Below are 11,539 nucleotides of genomic sequence, written 5' to 3' on the forward strand. Positions count from 1 at the left end.
CGTCACATCCCCGCGCTGGACGGCGCGTTGTGGCGGCGGGCCGGCGTGGCGAGGAACGGCTGCACGGCGCGGATGAGCATGCCCATCTCGTAGCCGAGCGTCTCGGTGTGGGTCGTCGCGTCCGCGGTGACCGCCAGCACGGCGCCGTGGCCCGCCGAGGCCACGATGAGGATGCCGTTGTGCAGTTCGACGATGACCTGCCGGACGGTGCCGCCGTTGCCCAGCACCCTGTCGTGGCCGAAGGACCGGCCCAGGGAGTTGAGCCCGGAGGCTATGGCGGCCATGCGGTCGGCGTCGTCGGTACTGAGGTCCACATGTGCCTTGCTCAAGCCGTCGGACGAGAGCAACAGGACCTGGCGGGTACCCGGTACGGTCTTCTTGAGGTTCTCCAGCAGCCAGTCGATGTTCTGTCCGGTGGGGTGGCTATCGCTCACCATGGTGGGGTTCTTCTCCTTGCGGTCGGTGCGTGGCCCAGCGCGCGTCGTCGACGGGGATCGCGTCGGAGGTCGCGCCGGCGAGACCGAAGCCTCGATTGATTCCGGCCAGGAGGCCGGGACTGAAGTTCAGTTCCTGCTCAAGGGTGTCGGGGCGCTGGGCGGGTGCCTGCCGCAGTTCGGGCGCCAGATGCTCCATCGCACGGCGCTTCGGCAGCGTCGGCCGGGCGGGACCGCCGGACCCCTGCGGGACGGCCGCCGGACGGTCGTAGCCCGGGGTCCGGTGCTCGGCCCGCGCGTCGACGACGGGCCGGGCCCGCTCGTGCCGGGCGGCCGACGGGGGCGGCACCGGCGCGGCCGACCGCTGCGGCAGGCCCGCCGGCGGACCGGCGGCGGGGCGGGACACCGGGGGCCCCGCGTGGGCGTGGGACGGTACGGCGGCCGGGGGAGCCGCGTGGACCGGTGCCTGCCGGGCGGGTACGGGGGCCTGCGCCTGCTGCTGGGGTGCCGCCGGACGTACCTGGACGGGCGTCTGGACGGGTGCCTGCCCCTCCTCCTCGCCCAGCAGCCCCTGCGGCAGCACCAGGATCGCCTGGACCCCGCCGTAGATGTTGCCCTGGAGCTGGACCGCGATGCCGTGTCTGCGGGCCAGGGACGAGACCACGAACAGACCGATCCGGCCGTCGGCGAGCAGCTTGGCGACGTCGATCCGGGCCGGGTCGGCGAGCAGCGTGTTGATCCGGTCCTGGTCCTCCTGGGGTATGCCCAGGCCGCGGTCCTCGACCTCGATGGCGATGCCGGCGGTCACCCGGCGGGAGCGCAGCAGGACCTGGGTGTCCGGGTGGGAGAACATCGTGGCGTTCTCGACCAGTTCGGCCAGCAGGTGGATGACGTCGGCGACCGCGTGGCCGCGCAGGGTGCCCTCGATGGGCGGCACCAGCTTGACGCGGGAGTACTGCTCGACCTCGGCGATGGAGGACCGCAGCACCTCGGTCAGTGTCACCGGGTTGGTCCACTGACGACGGGAGACCGCGCCGCCGAGCACCGCGAGGTTCTCGGCGTGCCTGCGTATTCGGGTGGCCAGGTGGTCGATGCCGAAGATGCGCCGGAGCAGGTCCGGGTCCTCGACCTGGTTCTCCAGATCGTCCAGCTCACGGATGGTGCGGTGGACGAGCGACTGCAGCCGGCGGGCGAGGTTGACGAAGACCTCGACCTTGTCGCTGTTGTCGTCGGAGGCCGACTGGAAGTAGCTCGCCGCCCAGACCAGCGCCTCCCGGGCCCGGTGCTGGGCCTCGGTGACCTCGTACTCCAGCTTCTGGTACGGGTCTTCGCCGCGCGACGCCTGGTAGGCGAAGCCGCGGGAGAGCAGCTGTTCGCCGCGCTTGAGGCGGGTCAGGTCCTCGTCGAGCGCCCAGTTGCCGGTCGTGATGGCCTGCCGCAGGGACTCGGCGCGCTTGGCGTCGGACCGGGCCCGGTTCTTGGCGGCCCGCACCGCCCCGACCAGACAGCCGCAGCCGAGGAGCGCGCCGCCCGCCAGCACACCCCAGGTGGCGGCGTCGGCGGTGCCCTCCTGCAGCCGCAGGACCGTGCCGGTGACGGCGGTGGATATTCCGGCCATGAACGCGGCGGGCAGCACGGCGAGCCGCGTCAACCGGGGCTGGGGCGAGGACGAGTTGGCGGAATCCGATGCCCCGGTCTTTCCGTGCCGGTGACGGGACGGGGGAGTCGTCGTCTCCGGCCGGCCGTGTTCCGGGGGCGTCGCGAAGGGTGGGGGTTCAGGCATCGGAGTCCTCTCGATCAGCCAGTACGCGACAGAGTAGCGAAGAACGTCAACTATCTGACCAGCGGTCCTAGACGCTCAGGGGAGGTCTGTCACCTGAGGTGCCGTCAGCGGCGGCATGGGTCTGCGACGCCTTTCTACCCTCTATTCACGAGGCGCGCGGAAACAGTTCTTCACACCGAGGCCGCGGCACCGCGCCATCTGTGAAAGAGGGGCCGCCGAGGGAAGGGTCACCTGCGGGTTCGGCCGTTCCGAGGTCCGTTCCCGGTCGCGCGGAGCGCAAGGATCACGCCAATTCTTCGCGTTGTTGCCTCGTGTCAACTCCTGGTGTGGGATGCGGAGTCCGTGCGTGGCGCGGCCGGTCTCACACACCGTGCACGACGTGCCCCGGGAACATTCACACCGGGGGAGCCGGGCGGGCTCCCGGGTCGACGGAGCGTCATGTTTTGACTAAGCTTTAGACTTCAACCGAAAAGGCGGGAGCACCGATGTGAGAGCCTGTTCCGCCGGATGTCGGTGGACCCCGTGGGTCCTGATGTCAGCGGATGCCGTGCCTCATCTCCCGGGGACTGACGCCGTAGCGTCGCCGGAAGGCCGTGCTGAGGGCGCTCGCGGAGGAGAAGCCGACGGAGTACGCGAGATCCGTGATCGTCATGTGCTCGCACTCCGCGCACTGTAAGCGGTCCCGGACCAGTCGCAGCCGCTCCTCGCGGATCAGCTCACGGGGCGTCGTACCCGCCTTCTGCAGGGCGAGTTGGATCTGGCGCAGCGACCAGCCGAGGGCGCGCGCCACCGCCGTACCCGTGAGGTCGGGGTCCGCCACATGGTCGCGCACATAGCGGCGGACCATCGCCTCCACCTCGCCCAACTGCCCGGGGACGTCGGGGCGGTCGTCGCCGGCGGTGAGCATGCACACCAGCTCCACGACCCGGTCGGAGACGGCGTTGAACTCCGGGTCGGTGAGGTGCTCCCGCTCCTCGTGCAGACCGGTCAGCATCGAGCCGACGATACGGCCGAGACCGGTCGTGAGGTTCAGTCCGCTGGCCACCGGTGACCTGCTGTTGAGCCGGCCGTCCACCTCGCGGGCCGGGATGGTGAGGATGAACCCGTCGATGTCGCTCTGCAGACACTGGAAGGGCGAGGCGAAGGTGACCAGCGCCGCCGTGCCCGGGGTCAGCCGGGCCTCCGCGCCGTCCTGGCGGAGCAGGATCTCGCCGCGCACCGGCAGCAGCAGCCGGTAGTCCTCGTCCGGGTCCTGGCGGACCTGGCGCATCGTGCGGGTGTACTCGATCTCGTCGGACCGGTACTTCACCAACTGGTACGTGTCGGTGCGCTGTCGGACGGTGGTGCCGCGGAAGTTCTCCGACTGGGCGTACTTGAAGCCCATCCGGGACTGGTAGGAGCCGATCTGCTCGGTCCAGAAGTCGGCACGCTCGCGCGGGGCCAGCTCCTCGGTGGTCAGCGCCTCGACGCTGTAACTTCCCGCGGGCAACGCTGCTCCTCCCCTGTCCGGGCCCCCGACGACGTCCTCGTGGTCCTTTACGGCCCCCGGCGGGAAAATCTTCAACTTCGTTTTGATCAAAGACAGTTACCGGCCGGTCGAACCCGGAGGGCACCCTAGCGTGGCAAGCGGTTGCCATGCCGCCCGACCCCGATGGCCGAATATGCCGGAGGAACGGTCACCGTTCCCGCGCGCCCCTTGCGCCACTCATGCGCCCTGTGACAACTTCCCTGCGCGTCACGGAAAGTGCCCGAGCGGTCGCGCCGCTAGCGTCGGGCGCTCCGTCAACTCCCGCCCGATGTCCGGGAACCGCCGATGCCCGGGGCTTGGGGACTTGAGGACGTAAGGACTTGTACTTCATGACCGAACCGATACCGCAGGCGGTGACCTGGGCGCTGGCCGCGGCGCTGCTCGTCACCGCCGTGCTCCTGCTGCGCCAGCACGGGATCAGCGGGCGGCAGCGCAGAAGGAACACCGCCCTGGCCGACGACGTGCGGGCCCGGGAGGAGGAGCTGCGCCATCTGGTCACGGTCCGGCTGCCCGCCCAAGCCGACCACCCCGGCCAGAGCGTCCCCGGTGTCGGCCCGCTCGACACCCGGCTCGCCGGGACCGAGTTCGGCAAGGGCCTCGACGAGGTGCTGGCCCGCTTCTCCGGCGCCGTCGAGCACGCGCAGGCCCGCGCCGACCAGTCCGCCAAGGCCGCCCTCAAGGCGTCCATGCGCTCGATCCAGGCCCTCGCCAACGAGCAGCAGGTGGCCATCTCCGAGATGCAGGACCGGCACGACGACCCCGACGTGCTGCGCGACCTCCTCGAAGTCGACCACACCAACGCCCAGTTCGGCCGCCGCGCCCAGGCCATCGCCGTACTCTGCGGCTCCTGGCCGGGACGCCAGCGCGCCACCTCCCCGATCGTCGAGGTCGTCCGCGGCGCCACCTCGCGCATCCGCGACTACCGGCGCGTCCGCGTCCACGGCCAGGTCGACATCGCCGTGGAGAGCCGCGCCGTGGAGCCCGTCGTCCTCGCCGTCGCCGAACTGCTCGACAACGCCGCCCGCCACTCCCAGCCCAACACCACCGTCGAGGTCAACGTCCAGAACGTGCACAACGGCGTCTGCGTGGTCATCGACGACGCGGGCGTCGGTATGGACGCCCACGCCGTGGAACACGCCACGCGGCTGCTCGCCGGCCGCGGCGAGGTGGACGTCACCCGCCTCGACGACCCGCCCCAGTTCGGCTTCGCCGTCATCGGGATGCTCGCCCGGCGCTACGGGTTCACCGTCTCCGTGGACACCCGCTCGCCGTACGGCGGCGTCCGCGCCGTCGCGTTCCTCCCCTCGGCGCTGCTCACCCAGCTGGAGTCCGCCGCCCCGGAGGCACCCATCGACCGTCCGCCACCCGTGACCGGGACCGCCCCCGTCCCCGTGCCCCGGCAGACCCGCACGGAGAGCACCCCCGGGGGCCCGCCCGAGGACACCACCGAGGGCGGACTGCCCAAGCGCCGCAGGCGCACCGCCCGGCGGACCGCCGCCCCCGAACCGGAAACCCCGGCACCGGCCGAGGAGGACGCCGGCCGCTCGCCCGAGGAGAACGCCCGCATCATGGGCGCCTTCGCCCGCGGCACCCGCTTCGGCCGGGCCGCCGGACGCATCCTCGACGAGGAGGAGTACGTACGCGCCCCCGCGCCCGACTCCGCCGACCCCGCGCGCCCCACCCCGCATGAGAACGAAGGGACCCCCCACACATGATCGAGCCCATGACCAACGAGCTGGGCTGGATGCTCGACGATGTGCTGAAGGTGCCCGAGGCCCGCCACGCCATCCTGCTCTCCGCCGACGGCATGCTCCGCGCCCACTCCGCCGACATCGACCGCGACGACGCCGAGCGCCTCGCGGCCGGACTCGCGGGACTCCAGTCGATCAGCCGCAGCACCTCCGAGTTCTGCGGCCCGGCCGACAGGCCGTGGCGGCAGACCCTGATCGAGTTCGGCCACGGCTTCGTCTTCCTCGTCGCGGCCGGCGAGGGCGCCTATCTCGCGGTGTCCACCGGCGACGAGGTCGACATGGAGTCGGTGACGTACCGCATGCACAAGCTGGTCGACCGGCTCGGCAAGGAGCTGACCAGCCCGGCACGGCTGGACACGGGCAGCAGGGCATGACACCCCGCCCCCGGCCGAAGGGGAGCCTGGTGCGGTCGTACGTCGTCACCGGCGGCCGCTCCCACCCGACCCGCAACACCCTGGACCTGGTCACCCTGCTGATCGCCACCACCGACCTGTCGCTGGTCGGACTGACCCCGGAGATGCGCCGGGTGATGGAGTTCTGCCGCCCCGGCGCGCTCTCCCTCGCCGAGGTCGCCGGCCATCTCCGGCTGCCGGTCAGCGTGACCAAGGTGCTGGTCGCCGACCTCATGGACAGCGGCCACATCGTCACCCGCGCACCGATCCCGGCCGCCCGGCCGTCCGACGCCAGAATCCTCCAGGAGGTCCTCGATGGGCTCCGCGCCCGCCTCTGACGACGTCTACCTGCGGCCGACGGTCAGAACGGCGGCCAAACTGCTCGTCGTCGGCCACTTCGCGGTCGGCAAGACCACGTTCGTCGGCACGCTCTCCGAGATCCGGCCGCTGCGCACCGAGGAGGTCATGACCGAGGCCGGCGCCCTGGTCGACGACCTCGCCGGCACCCTGGACAAGACCACCACCACGGTCGCCATGGACTTCGGCCGCCTCACCCTCGACGACTCGCTGGTGCTCTACCTGTTCGGCGCCCCCGGACAGCAGCGCTTCACCAAGCTCTGGCAGGACATGACCCGCGGCGCCCTCGGCGCACTCGTCCTCGCCGACACCCGGCGGCTGTCCCACTCCTTCGACGTGATGGGCCTGCTGGAGGAGCTGGGCCTGCCGTACGCCGTCGCCGTCAACGACTTCGAGGGCGCCCCCGTGCACGAGCTGGACGAGGTGCGCGAGGCACTCGACCTGCTGGACGAGACCCCGCTGGTGCGCTGCGACGCCCGTGACCCGGACTCCTCCACCCGGGCCCTGGTCGCCCTCGTCGAATATCTGCTCAGCCGGCAGCCCGACACCGAACTGGAGCACGCGTGACCTCCGCATCGCCGTCCGGCCCGCCGCCGGGCTGCCCGGCCCACCAGCCCATGTACGGCCCGGAGTTCGCCGCCGACCCGGCCGCGTTCTACCGGCGGGCGCGCGCGACCGGACCGACCACGCCCGTCGAGCTGGCGCCCGGCGTCCGGGCCACCCTCGTCACCTCGTACGACGCCGCGCTGCATGTGCTGCGGAGCACGGAGACCTTCGCCAAGGACCCGCGCCGCTGGAACGATCTCAACGACGGCACGGTCCCCCAGGACAGCCCCGTCGTCCCGATGATGATGTACCGGCCCAACGCCCTGTTCTCCGACGGCGAGGAGCACCAGCGGCTGCGCGGCGCCATCACCGACAGCCTCGCCCGGGTCGAGCCCAACACCCTGCGCGGCTATGTCGAGCGCAGCGCCGACACCCTCATCGACCGGTTCGCGCCCACCGGCAAGGCGGACCTCCTCGGCGAGTACGCCCAGGTGCTGCCGCTGCTCGTCTTCAACCATCTGTTCGGCTGCCCGGCCGAGCTGGGGCTGAAGCTGGTCGAGGGCATGTCCGGCATCTTCGACGGTGTGGACGCCGAGCGGGCCAACGCACTGCTCAGCAGCACGCTCCTCGAACTGGTCACGCTGAAGCGGAGGCAGCCCGGCCCGGACGTCACGTCGTGGCTCACCCAGCACCCCGCGGAACTCACCGACGAGGAGATGATCCACACCCTCGTCGTGCTCATGGGCGCGGGCACCGAGCCGCAGCAGAACCTCATCGCCAACGGACTGCGGCTGCTGCTCTCCGACGACCGCTTCGCCGGCGATCTGTCCGGCGGCAGCCTCCCCGTGGAGGACGCCCTCGACGAGGTGCTGTGGACCGACCCGCCGATGGCCAACTACGCCGTGCACTACCCCAAGCGGGACGTGATGTACGAGGGCGCGCTGCTGAGGGCCGGCGACCCGCTCGTCGTCTCGCTGGCCGCCGCCAACACCGACCCGGCTCTGACGAACGATCAGCGGGCGGGCAACCGCGCCCACTTGGCGTGGAGCGCGGGCCCGCACAACTGCCCGGCGCAGAGCGAGGCCCGGCTGATCGCCTCGGTGGCGGTGGAGAAGCTCCTCGACCGGCTGCCGGACGTCGACCTCGCCGTCCCCGTGGAGGCGCTGGAGTGGCGTCCGGGTCCCTTCCACCGGGCGCTCGCCGCCCTGCCGGTGACCTTCCCGCCGGCTTCCGTGATCGGCCCGGGCGCCGAGCCCTCCGGGGCCGCCGGACCCCGCCCGGAGAGCCCCTACGGCTCCCGGCCGGCACAGGAGCCCGCCCGCCCGAGGAGCGGTTGGGCCCGGCTGCTGTCCTGGTGGCGCGGGGAGTAGCCGTACCGCGCGGGGAGCGGGCCTCCCGCGCGGCTCGGTGGACGTCCGTCAGACCTCGCGGACGGGGAGGCGGCGGTGGCCGTTGGAGATGAACGACTCCACGTACCCCAACTCCCCGTCCTCGGCGGCCAGTTCGAGCGAGGGGAACCGCTCGAAGAGCGCCGGGAGCGCGATCCGGGCCTCCATCCGGCCGAGCGGGGCGCCCAGGCAGAAGTGGACGCCGTGCCCGAAGGCGAGGTGCTCCTTGTCGGCGCGGGTGACGTCGAAGACGTCGGCGTCCTTCCCGTGCCGCTCGGGGCTCCGCCCGGCGGCGGCGTACGCGGCCAGGATCGGCTCGCCCCTGGCTATCACCACGCCCTCCGGGCCGCCGAACTCGCCGAGGTCCAGGTCCTCCACGGCGTAGCGCAACGGCAGGCTCGCCACCGGCGCCTCGGCCCGCAGCGTCTCCTCGATCACGTCGTCCCAGCTCGCGCGGCCCTCCCGGACATGGGCGAGTTGCTCCGGGTGGGTCAGCAGTGCGTGGACGGCCTGGTCGAGCAGGTTGACGGTGGTCTCGTGCCCGGCGCTGATCATCAGGACCAGGGTGTCGATCAGTTCCTGCTCGCTCAGCCGGGTCTCGTCCTCGTCGCGGGCGGCGATGAGCCCGGAGGTGAGGTCGTCCCCGGGCGACTCCCGCTTGGCGGCGACGAGTTCGGCGAGCACGGTCTGCAGCCGCCCGAACGCGGCGGTCATCTCCCCGGGATCGGCGGAGGTGTCGAAGATCTTGTCCACCAACTCCCGCAGCTCCAGGCCACGTTCCTCGGGCAGCCCGAACAGGTCGGTGATCACCTGGATCGGCAGCGGGTAGCACAGCTCCTCGCGCAGATCGACCGCCTCGCCGCGCCGCAGGCCCTCCTCGACCTGGTCGAGCAGCCCCTTGGTGATCTCCTCGATGCGCGGCCGGAGCGCGTTCGTACGGCGCGAGGTGAACGCCTTGGCGACCAGGGTGCGCAGCCGTTTGTGTTCACCGCCGTACGCGGTGAACATGTTCTGCACGGCGACCCAGGTGAACAGCGGCCACTCCGGGGTGATCTCACCGGCGGCGAACCTCGGCCAGTGCTGCCGGGCGTCCTTCGACACCCGGGGATCGGTCAGCAGTCGCTTGAGCAGGTCGGGGCTGCTGACGGCCCAGGCCTCGACGACGGGCGGCCCCGGCAGCACGACCCGGGTCGCCGGACCCGTCTCGCGGATCCGGGCGGCCTCACCGTGGATGTCACGGCCGGTCGCGTCGATCACCAAGGGGGTGGGGTTGCCCATCGGGCCCTCCTGCAGTCGAGAACGGTCCACCGACACTATGTGCGGGACCCGTCACGCTACGACCCCGTAGCGTCGCCGGGCGAGATCACGCGGCGTGTGCTGCGTACGACGGCAACTTCCGTGCGCGTACTCGCAAGTCGGGGTCCGGGCCCACTCCTAGGATCGGCCTCACCCCCCCCATGAAATGCCAGGTGAGTGCCATGACTGTCAGCAGGGCCCCGCGCTGGATGTGTTCCTACAGCCCCGAAGTGCGCACCGTGCCGGCCGGGCGCTGGTGGAACGCCGTACGGGTGCCGGTCGCCCTCGGCGCCCTCGCTCTGGAGTCCCTCGGGAACGCGACGGGCGCCGTCATCAAGGACGGCTACGGCGGCATCATGTACTGGCTGGTGCTTCCGGGCGACGCGTCCGAATGGCGGCTGCCCGACGTCCAGGTGCTGGGCCGCGGCAGTCATGTGGCCGTGCCGCCCCTGCGCCGCACGGCGGGCCCCGGCCTCTACTGGCGCGTCCCGCTCACCCACGACACCTACTGGACGGACACGGACCGCCTCCGCACAGCCCTCGCGGGCGCCCTGTAACCGCCGAACCCCGCGCCCTGAAGGGACGCGGGGAACTGCGCGAGCAACCACGATTCACCCGAGGTCGCCGGACAACCGCGACTACCCGAGTTCCGCGGCGTGCTTCTCGGCCCGTTTCGCGGAGCGGGAGCGCTTGACCCGGGGTTCCTGGTCCGGCAGCCAGCCGAAGGCCAGCGTGCTGCCGACCGCCCCCATCAGCAGGCCCACGACGAACCCGCCGATGTTGGAGGTCAGCCAGGTGCCCAGGGAGAGCATGATCCCGAGAATGGAGTAGAACAGGCGCTGGGTGGGGTTGAAGAGGATCAGCAACCCGCACAGGATCATCAGCGAGGGCAGCAGATAGCCCGCCAGCCCCTGCATTCCGATCTTGAGGATGACCGGCAGCGGCGCCTTCATGGTCAGCAGGATCTCCGCGCCGCCCAGCACCAGCAACAGGCCACCGGCGAACGGCCGGTGCCCCCTCCATTCCCGGAAGTCGCTCACTACTCGCAGCCCTCGCTCTTGAAGCTCATGTGCAGGTCGGGGAGCTTGAAGACGGCCGCGGTGGCGGCGTAGTTGTGCTGGTACAGATCGGTGATGGTGACCGAGTCGGCCTGCTGGCCGTAGACACCGGGCATGCCCTTCTGGTCCACCTTGTCGAACGTGCTGGAGTCACGGCCGATCTCGATGTTGTTGAACGAGGCGTCGCCCGAGATGTCGTCGGAGTCGATCGCCAGGTTCTTCACGCTGACCGGGGTGCCCTTGTTGCCGGCGGTGAGGATCAGCTGGATGCCGCCGAGGTCGACGCTCTGGCAGAGGTTCGTCAGCTTGCCGTTCTTCACGACCGAGGTCACGACCAGCACCTGACCGCCGGTGTCACCCTCGTTGGGGCTGTTCTCGATCATGTGGTCCAACGAGCCGTACTGGGCGAAGCCCTCACCGTCGAGCTTGTCGGCGGTGACCACGAACGGCATGCCGGAGATGGCGAACTGGACACCCAGCGCGCCCTGCGCGGTGAGGATCATCAGGCCGGCGGCGACCGCGGTGGCCGGGACCGCCATCACCGCGGCGCGCTTGAGGCGGACCCGCCCGCGTCTTCCGGACGCTTCGGGACCCTCGGGTCTTTCGTTGGTGGACGCCGTGGCGTCCGAGGACGTGGCCATGTGTGCTCCCTGGACTTCCAAGTCATTGCGATGAAGCTGCGACGGCACGTTGTCCTGGCGCGGACAGCGATCGCGGCGCACACCTGAGCGCACCTCCCGTGGGTGCAAGGGCTTACTTGCTACGCCGCAGTAGCCATTCGCGAAGTTACCGGTGGTTACATTCAAGGGTCAAGGCGCTTGTGGCAAAAGGATGTTGGTTGTGCCCCCTCTGTGAAAGGTGAACATCTCTCACCTTTGGTTTTGTCGCTCAGGGCCCCTGATTTCGGCCAACCCGCCGAGGAGTCCCGGTCATCAACTTCCCTACAACGCCTTGACGTTGGCTCATTCCCAGGTCTACAACTCTCCCGGGTTTCACCCTCGGATCC

12 protein-coding genes are annotated in these 11,539 nt (G+C 70.9%); 6 read left to right on the forward strand and 6 right to left on the reverse strand.

What is annotated here, in order from left to right:
• Positions 1-2: 2 nt before the first annotated feature.
• The 3 genes from J8M51_RS23870 to J8M51_RS23880 form a co-directional block, all read right to left on the reverse strand.
• On the reverse strand, positions 3-437 hold the full coding sequence (locus tag J8M51_RS23870) for a roadblock/LC7 domain-containing protein (protein WP_086761708.1): 435 nt from the start codon (positions 435-437) through the stop codon (positions 3-5).
• Entirely contained in the window at positions 424-2,217 is a 1,794-nt protein-coding gene (locus J8M51_RS23875; protein ID WP_267299456.1) for a sensor histidine kinase, read from the reverse strand. The genes J8M51_RS23870 and J8M51_RS23875 overlap by 14 nt, the downstream gene beginning before the upstream one ends.
• 535 nt (positions 2,218-2,752) lie before the next feature.
• Positions 2,753-3,706: an AraC family transcriptional regulator gene (locus tag J8M51_RS23880; protein ID WP_086763771.1), complete on the reverse strand. Its 954-nt coding sequence runs from the start codon at positions 3,704-3,706 to the stop codon at positions 2,753-2,755.
• 368 nt (positions 3,707-4,074) lie between these two features.
• Here J8M51_RS23880 and J8M51_RS23885 point away from each other — a divergent pair, with 368 nt between their 5' ends.
• From J8M51_RS23885 to J8M51_RS23905, 5 genes are read left to right on the forward strand one after another with little or no spacing between them, the layout of a single operon-like run.
• Positions 4,075-5,460, forward strand: a complete 1,386-nt coding sequence (locus J8M51_RS23885; RefSeq protein ID WP_267299457.1) for an ATP-binding protein — start codon at positions 4,075-4,077, stop codon at positions 5,458-5,460.
• Positions 5,457-5,870, forward strand: coding sequence for a roadblock/LC7 domain-containing protein (locus J8M51_RS23890; RefSeq protein WP_216590165.1), 414 nt, complete (start codon positions 5,457-5,459; stop codon positions 5,868-5,870). Before J8M51_RS23885 ends, J8M51_RS23890 begins: the two co-directional genes overlap by 4 nt.
• Positions 5,867-6,226, forward strand: coding sequence for a DUF742 domain-containing protein (locus tag J8M51_RS23895; protein ID WP_216590166.1), 360 nt, complete (start codon positions 5,867-5,869; stop codon positions 6,224-6,226). Before J8M51_RS23890 ends, J8M51_RS23895 begins: the two co-directional genes overlap by 4 nt.
• Positions 6,204-6,812, forward strand: coding sequence for a GTP-binding protein (locus tag J8M51_RS23900; protein ID WP_267299458.1), 609 nt, complete (start codon positions 6,204-6,206; stop codon positions 6,810-6,812). Before J8M51_RS23895 ends, J8M51_RS23900 begins: the two co-directional genes overlap by 23 nt.
• A 50-nt stretch (positions 6,813-6,862) precedes the next feature.
• Entirely contained in the window at positions 6,863-8,161 is a 1,299-nt protein-coding gene (locus tag J8M51_RS23905) for a cytochrome P450 (RefSeq protein ID WP_086760662.1), read from the forward strand.
• A 48-nt stretch (positions 8,162-8,209) separates the two neighbouring features.
• On the opposite strand, the gene J8M51_RS23910 is transcribed toward J8M51_RS23905, so the two are convergent.
• A complete protein-coding gene (locus tag J8M51_RS23910) occupies positions 8,210-9,457 on the reverse strand; it encodes a cytochrome P450 family protein (protein ID WP_086760652.1) in 1,248 nt (415 codons plus the stop codon).
• A 200-nt stretch (positions 9,458-9,657) separates the two neighbouring features.
• Here J8M51_RS23910 and J8M51_RS23915 point away from each other — a divergent pair, with 200 nt between their 5' ends.
• Entirely contained in the window at positions 9,658-10,032 is a 375-nt protein-coding gene (locus J8M51_RS23915; RefSeq protein WP_086760650.1) for a hypothetical protein, read from the forward strand.
• A gap of 81 nt (positions 10,033-10,113) precedes the next feature.
• Here J8M51_RS23915 and J8M51_RS23920 read toward each other — a convergent pair whose 3' ends face one another.
• A complete protein-coding gene (locus J8M51_RS23920; protein ID WP_179203342.1) occupies positions 10,114-10,515 on the reverse strand; it encodes a DUF6114 domain-containing protein in 402 nt (133 codons plus the stop codon).
• Positions 10,515-11,174: a DUF6230 family protein gene (locus J8M51_RS23925; RefSeq protein ID WP_086760648.1), complete on the reverse strand. Its 660-nt coding sequence runs from the start codon at positions 11,172-11,174 to the stop codon at positions 10,515-10,517. The genes J8M51_RS23920 and J8M51_RS23925 overlap by 1 nt, the downstream gene beginning before the upstream one ends.
• Positions 11,175-11,539: the final 365 nt, after the last annotated feature.

It is taken from the genome of Streptomyces griseiscabiei, from assembly GCF_020010925.1.
Taxonomy (GTDB): Bacteria; Actinomycetota; Actinomycetes; order Streptomycetales; family Streptomycetaceae; genus Streptomyces; species Streptomyces griseiscabiei.

What these genes read in the sequence shown, in the direction of transcription:
- J8M51_RS23870 (WP_086761708.1), bottom strand. Translation starts at nt 437, where the DNA reads ATGGTGAGCGATAGCCACCCCACCGGACAGAACATCGACTGGCTGCTG.
- J8M51_RS23875 (WP_267299456.1), bottom strand. Translation starts at nt 2,217, where the DNA reads ATGCCTGAACCCCCACCCTTCGCGACGCCCCCGGAACACGGCCGGCCG.
- J8M51_RS23885 (WP_267299457.1), top strand. Translation starts at nt 4,075, where the DNA reads ATGACCGAACCGATACCGCAGGCGGTGACCTGGGCGCTGGCCGCGGCG.
- J8M51_RS23890 (WP_216590165.1), top strand. Translation starts at nt 5,457, where the DNA reads ATGATCGAGCCCATGACCAACGAGCTGGGCTGGATGCTCGACGATGTG.
- J8M51_RS23895 (WP_216590166.1), top strand. Translation starts at nt 5,867, where the DNA reads ATGACACCCCGCCCCCGGCCGAAGGGGAGCCTGGTGCGGTCGTACGTC.
- J8M51_RS23900 (WP_267299458.1), top strand. Translation starts at nt 6,204, where the DNA reads ATGGGCTCCGCGCCCGCCTCTGACGACGTCTACCTGCGGCCGACGGTC.
- J8M51_RS23905 (WP_086760662.1), top strand. Translation starts at nt 6,863, where the DNA reads ATGTACGGCCCGGAGTTCGCCGCCGACCCGGCCGCGTTCTACCGGCGG.
- J8M51_RS23910 (WP_086760652.1), bottom strand. Translation starts at nt 9,457, where the DNA reads ATGGGCAACCCCACCCCCTTGGTGATCGACGCGACCGGCCGTGACATC.
- J8M51_RS23915 (WP_086760650.1), top strand. Translation starts at nt 9,658, where the DNA reads ATGACTGTCAGCAGGGCCCCGCGCTGGATGTGTTCCTACAGCCCCGAA.
- J8M51_RS23925 (WP_086760648.1), bottom strand. Translation starts at nt 11,174, where the DNA reads ATGGCCACGTCCTCGGACGCCACGGCGTCCACCAACGAAAGACCCGAG.